At 75.2% G+C, this 17,865-nt stretch carries 15 protein-coding genes and 1 tRNA gene; 8 read left to right on the top strand and 8 right to left on the bottom strand.

What is annotated here, in order from left to right; all coding sequences use genetic code 11:
• The first annotated feature begins 1 nt into the window (after position 1).
• Positions 2 to 1,111, top strand: a complete 1,110-nt coding sequence (locus tag I003_RS0103410) for an MBL fold metallo-hydrolase (RefSeq protein WP_078563699.1) — start codon at positions 2 to 4, stop codon at positions 1,109 to 1,111.
• A 133-nt stretch (positions 1,112 to 1,244) separates the two neighbouring features.
• Here I003_RS0103410 and I003_RS31405 read toward each other — a convergent pair whose 3' ends face one another.
• The 7 genes from I003_RS31405 to I003_RS0103375 all read right to left on the bottom strand — a co-directional run bounded on the left by I003_RS31405 (position 1,245) and on the right by I003_RS0103375 (position 6,260).
• Entirely contained in the window at positions 1,245 to 2,081 is an 837-nt protein-coding gene (locus I003_RS31405; protein WP_051368078.1) for an urease accessory protein UreD, read from the bottom strand.
• Complete coding sequence (gene ureG, locus I003_RS0103400; RefSeq protein WP_027770208.1) at positions 2,078 to 2,782, bottom strand: urease accessory protein UreG; 705 nt, start codon at positions 2,780 to 2,782, stop codon at positions 2,078 to 2,080. Before ureG ends, I003_RS31405 begins: the two co-directional genes overlap by 4 nt.
• Before the next feature lie 39 nt (positions 2,783 to 2,821).
• Entirely contained in the window at positions 2,822 to 3,532 is a 711-nt protein-coding gene (locus I003_RS0103395; protein ID WP_027770207.1) for an urease accessory UreF family protein, read from the bottom strand.
• 3 nt (positions 3,533 to 3,535) lie between these two features.
• Entirely contained in the window at positions 3,536 to 5,257 is a 1,722-nt protein-coding gene (locus I003_RS0103390) for an urease subunit alpha (protein WP_027770206.1), read from the bottom strand.
• On the bottom strand, positions 5,250 to 5,561 hold the full coding sequence (locus I003_RS0103385) for an urease subunit beta (RefSeq protein WP_027770205.1): 312 nt from the start codon (positions 5,559 to 5,561) through the stop codon (positions 5,250 to 5,252). Before I003_RS0103385 ends, I003_RS0103390 begins: the two co-directional genes overlap by 8 nt.
• Before the next feature lie 13 nt (positions 5,562 to 5,574).
• Entirely contained in the window at positions 5,575 to 5,877 is a 303-nt protein-coding gene (locus I003_RS0103380; RefSeq protein ID WP_027770204.1) for an urease subunit gamma, read from the bottom strand.
• Between the two features lie 310 nt (positions 5,878 to 6,187).
• Positions 6,188 to 6,260: transfer RNA gene (locus I003_RS0103375), tRNA-Arg, on the bottom strand.
• Between the two features lie 293 nt (positions 6,261 to 6,553).
• Here I003_RS0103375 and I003_RS0103370 point away from each other — a divergent pair.
• From I003_RS0103370 to I003_RS0103340, 7 genes are all read left to right on the top strand, one after another.
• The gene (locus I003_RS0103370; RefSeq protein ID WP_027770203.1) at positions 6,554 to 8,404 is read left to right on the top strand and encodes a GTPase domain-containing protein; all 1,851 of its coding nucleotides are present in this window, start codon (positions 6,554 to 6,556) and stop codon (positions 8,402 to 8,404) included.
• Positions 8,401 to 11,067 carry a GTPase family protein gene (locus I003_RS0103365; RefSeq protein ID WP_486584069.1) on the top strand — a complete coding sequence of 889 codons (2,667 nt, stop codon included), beginning with the start codon at positions 8,401 to 8,403 and terminating at the stop codon, positions 11,065 to 11,067. The genes I003_RS0103370 and I003_RS0103365 overlap by 4 nt, the downstream gene beginning before the upstream one ends.
• A gap of 118 nt (positions 11,068 to 11,185) precedes the next feature.
• Positions 11,186 to 11,683: a single-stranded DNA-binding protein gene (ssb, locus tag I003_RS0103360; protein WP_027770201.1), complete on the top strand. Its 498-nt coding sequence runs from the start codon at positions 11,186 to 11,188 to the stop codon at positions 11,681 to 11,683.
• Between the two features lie 377 nt (positions 11,684 to 12,060).
• The gene (locus tag I003_RS0103355; RefSeq protein WP_027770200.1) at positions 12,061 to 13,470 is read left to right on the top strand and encodes a thioester domain-containing protein; all 1,410 of its coding nucleotides are present in this window, start codon (positions 12,061 to 12,063) and stop codon (positions 13,468 to 13,470) included.
• A gap of 386 nt (positions 13,471 to 13,856) precedes the next feature.
• Positions 13,857 to 15,521: an energy-dependent translational throttle protein EttA gene (ettA, locus tag I003_RS0103350; RefSeq protein WP_027770199.1), complete on the top strand. Its 1,665-nt coding sequence runs from the start codon at positions 13,857 to 13,859 to the stop codon at positions 15,519 to 15,521.
• The gene (locus I003_RS0103345) at positions 15,514 to 16,011 is read left to right on the top strand and encodes a thioesterase family protein (protein WP_027770198.1); all 498 of its coding nucleotides are present in this window, start codon (positions 15,514 to 15,516) and stop codon (positions 16,009 to 16,011) included. The genes ettA and I003_RS0103345 overlap by 8 nt, the downstream gene beginning before the upstream one ends.
• A complete protein-coding gene (locus tag I003_RS0103340) occupies positions 16,008 to 16,814 on the top strand; it encodes a DUF8185 domain-containing protein (RefSeq protein WP_027770197.1) in 807 nt (268 codons plus the stop codon). Before I003_RS0103345 ends, I003_RS0103340 begins: the two co-directional genes overlap by 4 nt.
• Positions 16,815 to 16,868: 54 nt before the next feature.
• Here I003_RS0103340 and I003_RS0103335 read toward each other — a convergent pair whose 3' ends face one another.
• Positions 16,869 to 17,864 (bottom strand): ABC transporter ATP-binding protein, encoded by a 996-nt coding sequence (locus I003_RS0103335; RefSeq protein ID WP_051368070.1) that lies wholly within the window; start codon positions 17,862 to 17,864, stop codon positions 16,869 to 16,871.
• Between the last annotated feature and the right edge of the window lies 1 nt (position 17,865).

The raw sequence follows: 17,865 nt of genomic DNA, 5'->3' as shown, positions 1-17,865 counted from the left end.
GATGGGACGGACGTACGACGGGCGCGGGGGAGCGGGCACCGGGGCGGCCGGCGGGCCGGGTGGCCGGCCGGCCGGTGACACGGCGCGCGGGGACGGCCGCGGGGGCCGGCGGGCCGCCGCCGGAGGAGGCGCCGCGGGCGCGTGGGGGCGGCGGCGGGTGCTGCGGGGCGCCGGGGCGGTGGCCGCGGCGGCGGTCGTCGGGGCGGGGGCGGACAAGGCCGCCGCCGCGCCCGGGCCACGCCCCGCCGGGGCGGATGCCGAGGCCGACGGCGCGGTGGCCGGGCCGGAGGCGTCCGGGCTGGCCGTGTGCCGGGCCGGGCGGTTCGAGGTGGTGGCGCTGCTGGACGCACACGGGACGTTCCCGATGCCGCGCGCGGAGGCATTCCCCGGCGCCTCCGCCCCCGCGTGGGCCGCCGCGCGGCGCGTCGACCCGCGGGCGTTCGGGCCCGACGGGGCGTGGGAGCTGGACTTCCGCTGCTTCGCCGTACGGCGGCCCGGCGGCCGGGTCGTGCTCGTCGACTCCGGCATCGGCCCGGCCGGGAGCCCCGCCGCGAGCTGGGCGCCGGTCCCGGGCCGGCTGCCCGAGCGGCTGGCCGCCGCCGGCATCGCGCCGGCCGATGTCGACACCGTCGTGCTCAGCCACCTGCACGAGGACCACTACGGCTGGTCGGTGACCCCCGACGGCGTCCCCGTCTTCCCGGACGCCCGCTACGTCGTCCAGGCCGCCGAGCTCGCCGCCCTCGCCCCCGGCGACCCGGCCACGACGTACGCCGTCGACCCGCTGCGCGCGGCCGGACGGCTGCACGTCGTCGACGGCGGCACCCGGCTCGCCGTTCACCACGGCGGGGACACCGTCACGCTCGTCCCGACGCCCGGCCACACGCCCGGACACCAGTCGGTGGTCGTCGACGGCGGGAACCGGCGGATCGTCATCGCCGGGGACGTCGTCGTGCACGCGGTGCAGCTCGTCGACCCGGCCGTGCGGTACGTCTTCGAGGCGGACCCGGACCTCGCCCGTCTCACCCGGCGGCTGCTGCTGGAAGGGGCCGTGGAACACGGCGCGGTCCTCGCCACGGCGCACCTGAACCGCCCGTTCGTCCCCGTGCGCTGACCGGGCGCGCGCGTCCGGGCCCGGCCGGGTGACGAACCGTCTGCCTGTCACCCGGCCTGGTCCCTCCCTCGCGCGGGCTCCCTGTCCGGAACGCTGATACCGGGCGATCCGCGAGATGCACCTGGCCGGACCGTCAGCGGCCTGGGGCTCGCGTGGCCGTGGTGCGGGAGTGGGCCTCGTCCAGCAGGGTGCGCAGGAGCAGGGAGTCGGGGGCGACGGCGGTCGTGAGGGTGGCGGGGCCGGCGAGGGGGGTGATCGCGGCGAGGGCGGGGGCGAGGACGTACGGCTTGGCCGGGGTGCGGGCGAGCTCGGGAGCGGCAACGAGCAGTTGCCCGGACGCGCGGTTGTCCGCGAGGACGGCGGGGCCGTCCCACGCGGGGGAGCCGGGGCCGTAGTCGGTGGTCTGATGGAGGAGGGGCCGGCCGCCGCTGCGTACCGTGAGGCGTGACAGGAGCCGGCCGGGCGGCTCGCCGGTGCGGCCGAGCACCTGCTCTTCGCGGAAGACCAGGCGGGCGGTGGGGGCGAGGTCGACGCGGTACGTCACGTGGAGCCTGCTGCCGCGCACGGAGATCAGCGGTTCGGGCAGCCAGCGCAGTTCGGCGCCGTCGCCGACGGTGAGGCACACCTCGTAGCGGGCGGGCTCGCCGGTGGCGCCCGGCAGGGCCAGGGTCGCGGCGGCGCCGGTGACGCAGAGCGCGGCACCGTCCTCGACACGCACGTCGAGCCGCAACCGGTCGCCGCCGAGCGGCCCGGCCATGGCCCCGACCAGGCATATCCGCGCCTCCCCGGCGCCCGCCCGGACCCGGCGCAGGGCGAGCGGCCCGTCCCCGGCCAGCTCCGGCAGCGCGGTGCCGCCGCGCGCGTGGGGGGCGGCGGTGATACGGGCGTGGGCCTCGACTCCGCCGGCGGGCACGCGTGCGGCGGGCGCGGCCGGGCCGTCCGCCCCGTCGTGCGCCGCGCCGTCACTCACGCCGTGCGCCACGCGGCGACGCGTGCACGCAGCCAGTCCGCGACCGGCCGCACCCCGCCCTCCCGCGCCAGCGAGGTGAACACGACCGGCTTGTCACCGCGTTGGGCCCGCGCGTCGCGTGCCATGCGCGCCAGGTCGGAGCCGACGTGCGGGGCGAGGTCGGTCTTGTTGACGACGAGCAGGTCGGCCGTGGTGATGCCGGGCCCGCCCTTGCGGGGGATGTCGTCACCGCCCGCGACGTCGATGACGAAGAGCTGCACGTCGGCCAGGCCGCGGGAGAAGGTGGCCGTGAGGTTGTCACCGCCGGACTCCACCAGGACCACGTCCAGCGGCCCGACCGCCGCCTCCAGGTCCTCGACGGCCTCGACGTTGGCGGAGATGTCGTCGCGGATGGCGGTGTGCGGGCAGGCGCCCGTCTCCACGGCGGTGATCCGCTCGGGCGGCAGCACGGCCTCGCGGAGCAGGAACTCGGCGTCTTCGCGGGTGTAGATGTCGTTGGTGACGACGGCCAGCGACAGCTCGTCGTGCAGCAGCCGGCACAGCGCGGCGACGGTGGCGGTCTTGCCGGAGCCCACCGGGCCGCCGAGTCCGACGCGCAGGGCGCGGCGGCGGGGCGCCGGGGCCCCGGGCGCGCCGGGGCGATGCGTGGCGGTGCCGTAGGTGAAGCGCTGCGCGGGTGTCCCGGAATGGTCGAGGTGCATGCCGTCTCCCTGTGCGTACGAGGCCACTGACACATCTGTCTACGAGGCGAAGAGCCGCGCCGCCCGCACGGCGTGCTCCTCGGCGGCGATGTCGGGGAGCGGGGCGCTCCCAGCGGGCAGCAGCTCGCCGGGGTCGGCGCCGGTGCGGCCTTCGGCGGCGGCGCGTACACCCGCCGCCGCGGCCCGCGCGGCCACGTCGTCCAGTTCGGGGGCGAGGCGGGCGAGAACGGCGGTGGCCTCGAAGGGGTCGAGACCGAGGAGTCGTACGGTCGCGGTCGCCGGCCCGGAGACCGCCTCGTAGCCGGCGGCGTGGGCGGCGTCCCCGGGGCCGAGGCGCGCGGCCCGCGCCGCGACGCCCAGGACGACGGGCTGGTGGACGCCGCGCGGACGGGCCTCGGCGAGGGCTTCCAGCTCCACGGCCGGCCAGGCGGCGCGGGCGGCCCGCAGTAGCTGGCGGCCCAGCCGGCGGGCGGTGGCGCGCAGGGCGGCCGACGGGGTGCGGGCGTCGGCGGCCTCGTCCAGGAGCAGCGGGTCGGCTCCGGCGCAGGCCGCGGCGGCCAGGGCGGCGGAGGTGAGCCCGGCGGTGTGCAGCCGTCCGCGGCAGTACCCCTCCAGACCCGCGGCGTCGGTGATCCGCCCGGCGGCGACGGCCTGTTCGGCGCCGCCGGAGTGGGCGTGGCCGCCGGCGGGAAAGCGGCCGTCGGCGAGGATGAGCAGCGCGGCGCGGGCGGCGGGCGGCGGCAGCGGCATGGCTCAGAACAGGAAGTAGCGCTGGGCCAGGGGCAGCTCAACCGCCGGGGCGGGCTCGACCACCTCGCCGTCGATGGTCACGGTGAAGCTGTCGGCGTCGACCCGTACCTCCGGGGTGGCGTCGTTCAGCTTCATGTCCGCCTTGGTCAGCGAGCGCGTGGAGCGGGCCGCGACCAGTGCCTTGCCCAGCCCGAGGCGGTCGCGGAGGTGGCCGTCCACCGCGAGGGCGGAGACGAAGGAGACGGAGTTGGCGTGCGGGGCGCGTCCGGCGGCGCCGTACATGGGGCGCGGCAGGACCGGCTGCGGGGTGGGAATGGAGGCGTTGGCGTCGCCCACCTGCGCGTACGCGATCTGGCCGCCCTTGAGCACCAGGTGCGGCTTGACGCCGAAGAACGCCGGGTCCCACAGGACGAGGTCGGCGAGCTTGCCGGGCTCGACGGAGCCGATCTCGTGGTCGACGCCGTTGGCCGCGGCGGGGTTGACCGTGTACTTCGCGACGTACCTGCGCGCCCGCACATTGTCGGCGCGGCCGTCGCCGGGCAGCGGGCCGCGCCGCTTCTTCATCACGTGCGCGGTCTGCCACGTGCGCATGACGACCTCGCCGATGCGGCCCATGGCCTGGGAGTCGGAGGAGATGACGGAGATGGCGCCGAGGTCGTGCAGGACGTCCTCCGCGGCGATCGTCGAGGGCCGGATGCGGGACTCGGCGAACGCGAGGTCCTCGGGCACGGCGGGGTTCAGGTGGTGGCAGACCATCAGCATGTCGAGGTGCTCCTCGACGGTGTTGACGGTGTGCGGCCGGGTCGGGTTGGTGGAGCTGGGCAGGACGTGCGGGGCGGAGACGACGGTGATGATGTCCGGGGCGTGGCCGCCGCCCGCGCCTTCGGCGTGGTACGCGTGGACGGTGCGGCCGGCGACCGCCGCGAGGGTGTCGCCGACGAAGCCGGCTTCGTTGAGCGTGTCGCTGTGGAGGGCGAGCTGCGCGCCGGTCTCCTCGCACACGGCGAGGCAGGCGTCGATGACGGCGGGAGTGGCCCCCCAGTCCTCGTGGATCTTGAAGCCGAGCGCCCCGCCGCGCAGTTGGCTGAGCAGCGCCTCGCTGGAGACCGTGCTGCCTTTGCCGAGCAGGCCGACGTTGACGGGGACACCGTCCATGGCCTCCAGCATCCGCGCCAGGTGCCACGGCCCCGGGGTGACGGTGGTGGCCTTGCTGCCTTCCGCGGGACCCGTGCCGCCGCCGATGAGGGTGGTGACGCCGGCGGCGAGTGCTTCGTCGGCGAGCTGGGGGCAGATGAAGTGGACGTGGGCGTCGACGGCGCCGGCGGTGAGGATCTTGCCGTTGCCGGCGATGATCTCGGTCTCCGGGCCGAGGACCAGCTCGGGGTGGACACCGTCCATGGTGTCGGGGTTGCCGGCCTTGCCGAGGGCGGTGACCCGCCCGTCACGGATGCCGACATCGGCCTTGACGACGCCCCAGTGGTCGAGGACGACGGCACCGGTGATCACGGTGTCGGGCGTGCCGTCGGCCCGGGTGGCGCGCGAGACGCCCATGGACTCGCGGATCACCTTGCCGCCCCCGAAGACCGCCTCGTCCCCCGCGCGCCCGGGGCCGCCGGAGCGGTCCTCCTCGATCTCGATCAGCAGGTCGGTGTCGGCGAGCCGGATGCGGTCGCCGGTGGTGGGCCCGAAGAGGTCGGCGTACGCGGCGCGGGACAGCTCAGCCATCGAGCGCCCCGCCCGTCTCGCCGCGCAGTCCCGGCACCACGCGCCGGCCGGCGAGCGGAACCAGCGCGACCTCCACGGGCACGCCGGGCTCGAAGCGCACGGCGGTGCCCGCGGCGACACCGAGGCGCCTGCCGCGGGCGGCGGCGCGGTCGAACTCCAGGCCCGGGTTGGACTCGGCGAAGTGGTAGTGGGAGCCGACCTGGACGGGCCGGTCGGCGGTGTTGAGCACGGTGAGCCGGATGACGTCAGCGCCCTCGTTCAGACGGACGGCCCCGTCGCCGTAGCGGATCTCTCCCGGTATCACGGCCGGTCCTCCCTCAGACGATGGGGTCGTGGACGGTGACGAGCTTGGTGCCGTCCGGAAAGGTCGCCTCCACCTGGACGTCGCGCAGCATCTCGGGAACGCCGTCCATGACGTCGTCGCGGGTGAGGACGGTGCGGCCGGAGGCCATCAGCTCGGCGACGCTGCGGCCGTCGCGGGCGCCTTCGAGTACATGGGAGGTGATGAGCGCGACCGCCTCCGGGTGGTTGAGCCGCAGCCCGCGCGCCCGGCGCTTCTCGGCCACGTCCGCGGCCACGTGGATGAGCAGCCGTTCCTGCTCCCGGGGAGTCAGTCGCACGCGTCCCACCGCCCTTCCGGCTCCAGTCCTCCGGGGCCGTCCCGGCCCGGAGTCCGGCCACGCTAGCCCGCGCTCTTTTCAGGCGCGTTACGCAGACGGCAGCGGACCGCCGCCGCCCCGGCCGGCGCGGCGGAGCACCCCGACGCCTGAACGCCGGCGGGAGCAGGAAAGCGACCTGGAGCGCGCGGCCGGGGGAGGGCGCACCCCGGACCGCTTCGCTGTGCCCTCCGTGGTGGGGTGGGGGCGGGGGAGGGTTGATGCCCCTCTGATATGCAGGTTGGGCCCTCCCTGGGGGAGGAGGGCAGCCCTGCGCCCCCGGCAGGACTCGAACCTGCGACCAAGCGCTTAGAAGGCGCCTGCTCTATCCGCTGAGCTACGGGGGCCGGTGTGGCGTGGAACGGTGGCCGGGCTCGGCGGATCCGTGACCTTGCCAAGGGCAAGGATAGGGCTCCGTTGAGCCACACCCGGTAGCTTCACTCCGGCACCACCTTGTGGAGGTTCAGTGAAGCGTCCCGATAATCGCAGGCGAGTGCGATTCACGCACCGCTTTTTTCCGTGTGGCGCCGGTGGTGTTGTGCAGTCGTTATCCCCGCGTGGCGGAAGCTTCCGGGTTGAAGAAGGCGCACTGCGGGGCTAAACGCTTTCAAATTCGGATGGAAGCGGGCATTCTTCGCATGTGGCGACCTCGGACGTACGGACCGACCTGCTGAGCGCACTCTCCGCCCTCCGCGAGTGCGTCGCCGCGGCGCGCTTTCCGCTGCCCCTGCCCGGGGCGGAGGGGGCCCGGCGGAGCAGAGCGGAACTGCTGGCCCAGCTCGACGACTATCTGGTGCCCCGGCTGCACCGCCCGGACGCGCCGCTGCTCGCGGTGGTCGGCGGGTCGACGGGGGCGGGGAAGTCGACACTCGTCAACTCGCTCGTCGGCAGATGCGTCAGCGAGTCCGGCGTGTTGCGGCCCACGACGCGGATGCCCGTACTCGTCTGCCATCCCGACGACCAGTCCTGGTTCGCGGGGCAGCGGGTGCTGCCGCATCTGACGCGGGTGTGGATGCCGCGTCAGGACGCCGCGCACGGGCGCGTCGAGGCGTACGAGTCGTACGGCGCGTACGAGGCCCAGGAGATGGCGGAGCCGTACCGGGAATCCGGGGACGCGGGGGACGGCGGGGGTTCGCGGAGGGCGTACGGGGGTGGTGGAAACGCCCGTACCCGGGAGGCGTACGGGGCGAACAGGGGTGCCTCCGGGACCTGCGGCGTGCCCGACCCCTACCGCAGCCGGCGCGGCGGCCCGGCCCGGGGCGGTCCGGGCCGGGGGGCCGCGACCTTCGGCGAGGGCGGAGGCGGGCCCGACGGTACCCTGCTGCGGATCGAGGTCGACGAGAACGTCCCCCGCGGACTCGCCCTCCTCGACGCCCCCGACATCGACTCCCTCGCCGGGCACGCCCGCGAGCTGGCCGCCGAGCTGGTGTGCGCCGCGGACGTGTGGGTGCTGGTGACGACCGCCTCCCGGTACGCGGACGCGGTGCCCTGGCACCTGCTGCGTACGGCGAAGGAGTACGACGTCAGCCTGGTCACCGTGCTCGACCGGGTGCCGCACCAGGTCGCGGGCGAGGTCTCGCTTCAGTACGCGACGCTGCTGCGCCGGGCGGGGCTCGGCGAGGTGCCGCGCTTCACCGTCCCCGAGCTCCCCGAATCCGCCGGCGGCGGCAGCGGGCTGCTGCCCGCCACGGCGGTGCAGGAGCTGCGCGACTGGCTCGCCCGCCGGGCCCAGGACCCCCGGGCCCGCGCGGACGCCGCCGTACGGACCGCGCACGGCGTGCTCGCGTCGCTGCGTTCGCGGGTCACGTCGCTGGCCGGGGCGTGCGCGGCGCAGCACGCGGCGTCGACGCGGATGGCGCACCGGGTGGAGCGGGCGTACGAGGAGGCCGCGGAGCAGGCGCACACCGACCTCGTCGGCGGCGCGGCGTTCGCCGGCGACGCCCTGGTGCACTACCGCAACCGTGCCCTCACCGGCGCCTCCGCCGACCTCCTCGACGCCCTGACCGGCAGCGTCGCCGCCGTCCTGTGCTGCGCCGTGGCCGCCGCGGACGAGCGGTTCACCACCGAGCTGCGCCGGGAGCCGGCCGCGGCGGCGGTGTCCTTCGGCGAGGCGGGCGCGGGAGCGCGGGAGCGGGTGGGGGTGCTCGTGCGGCGCTGGCAGCGGTGTCTGGAGGAACTGGCCGACGAGGCGCTGCGGGCGGCGGAGCGGCCGGCCGACGCGGAGCCGGAGGAGGTGGCGGCGCTGCTGGCGGTGGCGCTGCTCGGCGGCCAGGACGGGGACGGGGCGGCGGACGAACTGGCGGCGCTGCTGGGCGCGAAGGGCGGGCTGCGGTTGCGGAGCCGGGGCGGGCGGCTGCTCGGTACGTACTTCGAGCGGGCGCTCGACGGAGAGCGGGACCGCCGGCTGGCGGCGATCGACGCCCTGGAGGTGGAGCCGGGTCAGCAGGCCCGGTTGATCGCGGCCATGTCGGTGCTGCAGAGGGAGAAGTGACGGGAGAGGTGGGCGAGGTGGGCGACGTGCGCGCGGAGGAGATGCCGGGACACGGCGAGTCGGTGGAGGTTCCGGTTCCGATTGAGGAGACGGCGGAGCCGGTGGCGGCGGCAGGTGGCGGCGATGGGGTGGGTGAGGTGGCCGAGTTGTATGGGGTCGCGGGTGAGGAGGACGTCCCTGAGGAGGAGGCGTTCGCACGTGGTGCGGCCGGGGCCGGGGGCACGCAGGGCGGCCGGGCCGGGGCTCCGGTGAACGCCGGGGGCGGGATGTGGGACGACGGGCTGATCGCGCGGCGCTCGGCGCGGTGGGGTGTGCGGCGGGGACGGCGGCAGGCGGTACGGGCCGGGAGCGGCCCGGGCGTGGCCGGTTCCGTGCCGGGGCCGGGGGGCGAGGGGGAGCCGTGGGACGCGGATGACGGTCTCTCCGGGCGCCCGGTGGCGCCTGGCGCCGCGGACGGGAGTGCGGGGGCGGCCGGGGGTGCCGGGGCGGGTGAGACGGCGGGGGCGGCGGCCGCGGAGGCGGCGGTCCGGTCCCTGGAGGCCGCGAGGCCCTCGCCGGGGGCGGGACCCGGACCGGAGGCGGCGCCCGGACCGGAGGACGGGGGCGGGCCCGGCGCGGACGGCGGTGCCGAGGACGGTGCGGAGGACGGTGTGCGCCCTGACCCGGGTGCGGGTGGCGGTGCGGGTGCCATCGCCGCGTTCGACTCCGGTGCACGGCTCTGCGACGTCGCCTTCGGGGGCGGTGCGGGCGCCGGGGCGGGCCTGGCCGGCGGCGAGCCGGCGGATACCGGCGGGCGCGGCGGTGCGTACGACGGCGACGAGGCCGTGCCGCGTGCCGCGGGGCGGGGTCGCGGCGGGGCGCGCGCGGGGTACGGGGCGGAGGCGGGGGTGCCGGGAGGGTCCGTATCCCGTGCCGAAGGCCCTCTGCGCGGGCGGCTCGACGCCCTGCGCGAACTCGTCGGCCTCTCCCGTACGCGGCTCGACGGCCGCACGCTCGCCGAGGCCGGCCGGGTACTCGACGAGGCCGCCGACCGCACGCGGCTCTCCCTCGACCACGCGGTCGTGGCCATCGCCGGCGCCACCGGCAGCGGCAAGTCCAGCCTCTTCAACGCGCTCGCCGGCGCCCCGCTCTCCGACGTCGGCGTGCGCAGGCCCACCACCTCTCAGCCCTCCGCGTGCGCCTGGCGCGGCGCCGGGGACCACGCGCCGACGCTTCTCCTCGAACGCCTCGGGCTCCCGCCGCGCGCCGCCCGTCCGCTCCGCGACGACCTGGGGCTGCGCGGGCTCGTCCTCCTCGACCTGCCCGACCACGACTCGGCGGTGGAGGAGCACCGGGCCCGCGTGGAGGACCTGCTGCGCCGGGTGGACGCGGTGATCTGGGTGGTCGATCCGGAGAAGTACGCGGACGCCGCGCTGCACGAGCGCTACCTGCAACCGCTGGCCGGCTACGCCGAGGTGATGTTCGTCGTCCTCAACCAGGTCGACCGGCTGCCCCCGGACGCCGTCGGGCAGGTACTCGACGATCTGCGCCGGCTCCTCGACGAGGACGGCCTCGCGCTCGGCGAGCACGGCGAGCCCGGCGCGTGCGTGCTGTCGCTGTCCGCGCTCACCGGCGAGGGCGTGGGCGATCTGCGCGCGGAACTGGTGTCGTTCATCGCGGAGCGCCGTGCGGCCGAACTCCGGCTGACCGCGGACGTGGAGGAGGCGACGGCGCGGCTGCGCGAGGTCTACGTCGGGGACGGCGGCGCGGCCGGTCTCGGCGAACGGGTCACGGCGGAGTTCGAGGACCGGCTCGCGGAGGCGGTGGGCGCGGCGGCCACGGGGCAGGCGGCGGAGCAGTGGTGGCTGCGGGAGGCGGAACGGGCCTGCGGGGCGCGGCCGGTGGAGTGGTGGCGGCGCCGGCGGGCGGACGGGCGCGCGGGCTCAGGCGATGCGGGGGATCGCCCGGGCCGGCCCGGGCACGACGGGCGGTCCGGGCCCGTCGGCGCGCTGATGCCGGAACCCCGGGACGGGGAGCGGGAGGTGATCCCCGCGCGGGCGGTGGTGGAGCAGGCGGTACGGACCGTGGCCGACGAGGCGGGCGCCGGGCTGCCGGCGCCGTGGGCGAAGGCGGTGCGCGAGGCGGGGGTGCGCGGCGCGGAGGGCCTTGCGGACCGGCTGACGCAGCCGCCGCTGAACGCGGGCGCCGGGGTGTCCGGCGCCGGAGTCCCGTCTGTGGGCGGGTGGTCCGGCGATGGGCGGCCCGTGGCGAAGACCGCGGCGGGCGGGCCGGATACGGTCGCCCTGAGCCGGCCGGGCACTCTGCCGCGGCCACGGTGGTGGGCGGTGGTGGGCGCGGTGCAGCGCGGGTTGCTCGCCCTGCAGGTGCTGGCCGCGTTGTGGATGGTCGCGGCGCTGTCCGGCGTCACCGGCGTGCCGTGGCCGCTGCCGCTGGCCCTCGTGGCGATCGCCACCGCCGGCGGCCCCGGGGTGGCGCTGGCCTGCCGGTTCGCGGCTCGTGGCCCGGCGCGGCGGTACGGCGAGGAGGCGGAGCGCAGGCTGCGCGAGTCGGCGGCCGCGAACGGGCGGGCGCGGGTGCTGGAGCCGATGGCGGCGGAGCTGATGCGCTACCACGAGGTGCGGGAGCAGTACGCCGCCGCCTCGGGCGCCGCTGCACGGCTCTGACCTGCAACGACGTCGCCCGGCAGGGAGTTATCCACAGGGGTCGCGGGATGCGGCCGGGAGCGGGCAGCATGGGGGCAGCGGGCAGGTGACGTGCCCGGACGGGGGAGGTGCGTGGGAGATGAACGAGACGATGGTGACCGTGGTGGGGAACGCCGCCACGGGCGCGGAGTACCGCACGACGCAGTCGGGGGTGCCGGCGGTGCGGTTCCGCCTGGCGGCCACGGTGCGGAGGTTCGACCAGGCGAGCGGCGCCTGGACCGATGCGTACACGAACTTCTTCACGGTCTGGGCCTGGCGCCAACTGGCCGAGAACGTGGCCGCTTCCGTGGCCATCGGCGAACCGCTGCTGGTGCGGGGCCGGTTGCGGGTCAGGGAGTACGAGAAGGACGGCATGCGCTGCACGGACCCGACGATCGACGCGACGGCGGTGGGCCACGACCTCGGCTGGGGCACGACGGCGTTCCGCCGCAGGTCCCGGGTCAGACCATCGTTCGGGGACCCGTCCGTACGGGACCTGGACGTCGCGGTACGGGATACCCCGGCGCCGGCGGAAGGGGCGGCGGACGCGGCGGAGCAGGGGGAGCGCCGGCCGGTGCTGACGCCGGACCTGGGATGACGCGGAACGCCCGGGACGGGACCCGGCCCGGCCGCCGGGGGCCGGCGGTTCGCAGCCCGGACTCCGCCGCAACGGCGCCCGGTTCCCGGGCCCCCGGCGCTCGGACGGTCACGGGGCCGCCGGATGGTGACGGTTTCGAGACGATCAGTTCGAGCCAGGCGCGGGAACTTCGGCCGGTCCGCCGTGGTCTGCCCGAAATAGTCGTTGCCCGATGTAACGATTACGTTCTAAAACCCTGTTCTCTTGGGGCATTTGAGGTTCGCGGGACGAGGGGAGTCCATAGGATTCCGAGCGGCTCGACGAGCCCGGAGCGAAGGCGTTCTTACGGCGGGGGCAATCCGAGCCTTGACCAACCCGCCCGGAGGGGATTTTCGACCATGACTTCTGTTCGGAGGCCGTCACATCGGCGGTCTGCTCGGCTCACCGCGGCAGTGCTGGCCGCGGGCCTGGCCACCGCCGGTGCGATAGCCGGCGCCGGTCCCGCGGCGGCGCAGGACGCGCCGCCCGCCAACGGCGCCACCGCCACCCTGGGCGGACTCACGATCAAGGACACCGCGATCGTCCACGGTGACGGCGGTGACCACGAGATCGGTGCCGGTCTGTTCGAGATGGCCGTCGACCAGGGCGGCAGCATCCAGACCTACTGCATCGACTTCGGCAACCCCACCCAGCCGGAGGCCAAGTACCAGGAGGTGCCCTGGAGTTCCTCCTCGCTGCAGAACAACGCCGACGCGGGGAAGATCAACTGGATTCTGCAGAACTCCTACCCGCAGGTGGACGACCTGACCGCGCTCGCGGAGTCGGCCGGTGCGGGTGAGCTGACCGAGAACACCGCCGCGGCCGGCACCCAGATCGCCATCTGGCGTTTCTCCGACAAGGTGAACGTCGAGGCCAAGGACCCCGAGGCGGAGAAGCTGGCCGACTACCTGGAGGCCGGTGCCGAGGCCGTCGAGGAGCCCGCGGCCTCGCTGAACCTCGGTCCGACCGCCATCTCCGGCAAGTCCGGTGAGAAGCTCGGCCCGGTGACGGTGAACACCGACGCCTCCAGCGCCAACCTCTCGGTGTCGCCGGAGGCCGAGTCCGCCGGCGTCAAGATCGTCGACGCCAACGGCGAGGCTCTGACCAGCGCCGCCGACGGCACGGAGGTCTTCCTCGACGTGCCCGCCGGCACCCCCGACGGTTCGGCGACCCTGAGTGCCGAGGCGACCACCCAGGTGCCGGTCGGCCGTGCCTTCGCCGGCGTCGGCGAGCACGCGAAGAGCCAGACCCAGATCCTGGCCGGCTCCAGCGACACCACCGTCACCGCGCAGGCCACCGCCACGTGGGCGAGCGAGGGCCCGATCCCGGCGCTCTCGGCCGACAAGAACTGCGCCAAGGGCGGCGTGGACGTGACCGCCGAGAACAAGGGCGACCAGCCCTTCTCCTTCGAGCTGGCGGGCGAGTCCCACACCGTGGCGCCGGGCGAGTCCAAGACCGTGCTGGTCGAGGTCGCCGAGGACCAGGCGTACGAGATCACCATCAACGGTGACGACGGCTTCAGCGAGAAGTTCACCGGCGTGCTCGACTGCGACACCGCGGGCAACGACACCCCGGCGCCGAGCGAGCCGAGCCCGGCTTCCGCGGGCGGCTCCGCCGGCGGTGACGACTCCGACGGCGGCGACCTGGCGAACACCGGTGGCAGCAGCGCCACCCCGGTGATCGCGGGCGTGGCGATCGGCCTGGTCGTGGTCGGCGGTGCGACCGTCTTCCTGCTCCGCCGGCGCGCCGGCGGCGGCGACGTCGCCTGACGACGGCCCTCCGGCCGGTGCCGGGCGCGTAACCGCGCCGGGCGGCACCGGCCGGCGGACGCCGGCTGACGGCTGACGCTCCGCGGATTCAGGGGCCGGATCCTTCGGGATCCGGCCCCTTCGCGCGTCGCGGGGCGGCGGAGGCGGTGCCTGTGCCGCCCGTGCGCTCCACGCTCCGCCTGGTTCAGGGGCCGGGTTCTTCGGGGTCCGGCCCTTTCGCGCGCCCGCCGGGCCCGCCCGGCGGCGCGTGTCCGCCTTGTCCTCCGTCCCCTCGCCCGTCCCGCCCGCCGCGGGCGGCGGGCGGGACCGGGGGCGTTTTCGTCCGGGGCGGCGCGTGCGGCAAGATGGGTGCATCTGCCCACCTCGGATCTGCCGGACGGTTTCTCTTGGCTGAGTTCATCTACACCATGCGCAAGGCACGCAAGGCGCACGGCGACAAGGTCATCCTTGACAACGTCACCTTGAACTTCCTGCCCGGCGCCAAGATCGGTGTCGTGGGCCCCAACGGAGCCGGGAAGTCCACCGTGCTCAAGATCATGGCCGGTCTGGAGCAGCCGTCGAACGGCGACGCGTTCCTCTCGCCCGGCTACAGCGTCGGCATCCTGCTCCAGGAGCCCCCGCTGAGCGAGGACAAGACCGTCCTCGAAAACGTCCAGGAGGGCGTCGCCGCCACCAAGGGCAAGCTCGACCGGTTCAACGAGATCGCCGAGCAGATGGCGACCGAGTACACCGACGAGCTGATGGAGGAGATGGGCAAGCTCCAGGAGGAGCTGGACCACGCGAACGCCTGGGACCTCGACGCCCAGCTCGAACAGGCCATGGACGCCCTCGGCTGCCCGCCCGGCGACTGGCCCGTCACCAACCTCTCCGGCGGCGAGCGCCGCCGTGTCGCGCTCTGCAAGCTGCTGCTGGAGGCTCCCGACCTCCTCCTCCTCGACGAGCCCACCAACCACCTCGACGCCGAGTCCGTCGCCTGGCTGGAGCAGCACCTCGCGCAGTACGAGGGCACCGTCGTGGCCATCACCCACGACCGGTACTTCCTCGACAACGTCGCCGGCTGGATCCTGGAGCTGGACCGCGGCCGGGCCTACCCCTACGAGGGCAACTACTCCACGTACCTGGAGACCAAGGCCGCGCGGCTGAAGGTCGAGGGCCAGAAGGACGCCAAGCGGCAGAAGCGCCTGAAGGAAGAGCTGGAGTGGGTCCGCTCCAACGCCAAGGGCCGGCAGGCGAAGTCCAAGGCGCGTCTCGCCCGCTACGAGGAGATGGCGGCCGAGGCCGAGAAGATGCGCAAGCTGGACTTCGAGGAGATCCAGATCCCGCCGGGCCCGCGTCTGGGCAACGTCGTCGTCGAGGTCGAGAAGCTCAGCAAGGGCTTCGGCGAGAAGCTGCTCATCGAGGACCTGTCGTTCACGCTCCCGCGCAACGGCATCGTCGGTGTCATCGGCCCCAACGGCGCCGGCAAGACGACCCTGTTCAAGATGATCCTCGGCCAGGAGAAGCCGGACTCCGGCAGCATCCGGGTCGGCGACACCGTGAACATCAGCTACGTCGACCAGTCCCGCGGGAACATCGACGCCAAGAAGACGCTATGGGAGGTCGTCTCCGACGGCCTCGACTACATCAACGTCGGCCAGGTCGAAATGCCCTCGCGGGCGTACGTGTCCGCCTTCGGCTTCAAGGGCCCGGACCAGCAGAAGCCCGCGGGCGTCCTCTCGGGCGGTGAGCGCAACCGCCTCAACCTCGCGCTCACCCTCAAGCAGGGCGGCAACCTGCTGCTGCTCGACGAGCCGACCAACGACCTCGACGTCGAGACCCTGTCCTCGCTGGAGAACGCGCTGCTGGAGTTCCCCGGCTGCGCCGTGGTCATCACCCACGACCGCTGGTTCCTGGACCGCATCGCGACGCACATCCTGGCGTACGAGGGCGACAGCAAGTGGTTCTGGTTCGAGGGCAACTTCGAGTCGTACGAGAAGAACAAGATCGAGCGGCTCGGCCCGGACGCCGCGCGCCCGCATCGCGCCACGTACAAGAAGCTCACCCGTGGCTGACGAGGCCCGGCACGTCTACCGCTGCCCGCTGCGGTGGGCGGACATGGACGCCTACGGCCACGTCAACAACGTGGAGTTCCTCCGCTATCTGGAGGAGGCCAGGATCGACTTCATGTTCCGGCTGGCGCCTGCCGAAGGAGGGGACGCCGCCGGCGGCGGCACGTCCTTCGCGGGCGGGTCGGTCGTGGCCCGGCACGAGATCGACTACCGGCGCCAGCTCGTGCACCGGTACGAGCCCGTGACCGTCGAGGTGTGGGTGACCGAGATCCGGGCCGCGGCGGCGACGCTGGCGTACGAGGTGAAGGACGGGCCGGAGGACGGCGGCGCGGTGTACGCGCAGGCGTCGACGGTCATCGTCCCGTTCGACTTCGAAACCGGCCGCCCGCGGCGGATCACGGATGCGGAGCGGGCGTTCCTGGAGAAGTACCTGGGGCCGCCGCCCGCGGGCCGGGGCGCGCGGCGTGAGCCGGGAGAGGCAGCGGCGGCATGACGCGGCGGCTGGTGTTCGCCGAGGGACGGCAGGCGGAGGGCCTGACGGTGTTCCTGGGGCGGCTGTTGCGGTACGACAAGGGCGCGGCGGTACGGCTGCGGGTGGCATCCGGCGCGGGCGGCGGGACCGGGGCGGCGGCGCTGGCCGTCTTCGGGCACGCGCCGGCGCTGGAGGTGATCGTGGTCCGTACGGCGCTGCTGACGGCGGCGGCGGAGCTGGACGAGACGGTGTCGGCCGGCGAGCTGGCCGAGGCGATCGACGCTGCGGCGAGCGCCGGAGCGGGCGGCGCGGGCGGCGCGGGCGGCGCCGCGGACCCGGGGGCAGGGCAGGGCGGCGGCGGGCTGCCCGCCGACACCGGCGCCGGGTCCCCGCCGGCAGGCGGTGAGCTGGCCGTGGCGTTGCCGCAGCCGGTGAGCGGGCCCGGTTGGGCCGGGCTGCTGCCGCCGCGGGGCGGCTGGGAGCCGGTGGCCGGGCTGCCGTCGCCGGAGGAGCTGCGGGTCGCTGTGGTGGCGGGGGTCGAGGAGTTCAAGTCCCGGGTGGAGGCGCTGCCGGAGGAGAAGCGGACGCGGGCTGAGGTGGACCGCATAGGCGGCGACATCTGGAGCCGCCCGCTGGGCGAGACCCCCCTCCCGCTGCGCGCCGCCCACGCCGCCCGGGTCTTCGGCCTCCTGCCCGGTACCCGGGACCCGGCCGGCCCGGTGCTGCTGGCGGCGGGCAACTGGCTGCGCCTGCGCACCCCCTACGGCTCGGTGGCGCTGCGCCGCCAGGGCGGCCTGGGCCGCCTGGGCGTCACCCCGGTCTGACCCGGGCCGGCCGGGGCGGGCTCCCGCGAAGCCGCCCCGTGACCGGTCGGGCCCCTACTCCTTGCCCTCCCGGTCCGGGGTGACCCTGATGTGGTCCTCCTCCAGGTCCAGGACCACCCTGTCGCGGATGTCCAGGGCCTGGGTGTACTGCTGCGGCAGTTGCAGGCGGCCCGTGCGGTCGACCGCCGCGTACTCGCGGGCCACCACCCGTTCCCGGCCGGTCGCGTCGACCTCCGTGCGCCGCACCACCTCCGAGGCCATCCGGCCGTCGCGGATCGCGACCGTGCGCCGGACCTGCGTCGCCACCGCCTGGTCGTGGGTGACGATGACGATCGTCGTGCCCAGCTCCTCGTTCGCCGTGCGGAAGGCGGCGAAGATCTGCTCCGCCGTCGCCGAGTCCAGCTCGCCCGTCGGCTCGTCCGCCAGGATCACCGCGGGGGAGTTGGCCAGCGCCACGGCGATCGCCGCGCGCTGCTGTTCGCCCCCGGACATCTGCTGCGGGCGGCGGTCGCGGCAGTCGGCGAGGCCCAGGAGACCGAGGAGGTCCTCGGCGAACGCCACCCGGCGGCGGCGGGCGTGCCGGCCGCCGCCGCCCTCGCTGAGCTGCATCGGCAGCACGACGTTCTGCACGGCGGTCAGGTACGGCAGCAGGTTGCGCGCGGTCTGCTGCCAGACGAAGCCCACGACCTCCCGGCGGTAGCGCAGCCGCGACCGCGCGTCCATCGCCAGCAGGTCGAAGCCGGCGACCGTGGCGGTGCCCGCGGTGGGGACGTCGAGGCCGGCGAGGATGCCGAGCAGGGTCGACTTGCCGCTGCCGGAGGCACCGACCAGGGCCAGCAGCTCGCCGTCCGCGACGAGCAGGTCGAGGCCCTGCAGCGCCTGCACCTCCACCCCGTCGGTGCGGAAGATGCGCACGAGCTGGTCGCAGGAGATCAGCGCGTCGTGCCCGTACGCCGGTGTGGCGCGCTGCTCCGCCGCCCGCCGCTCCAGGTCCTCCAGGGTCGTACCGCTGCTCCTCATACCGCCCGTGCCCTCTCGCGTCTGGGCCATC

This window comes from Streptomyces sp. CNQ329, from assembly GCF_000482585.1.
Note: the sequence above shows the minus strand (reverse complement) of the source record. Positions and strands in the feature narration are given on the sequence as shown.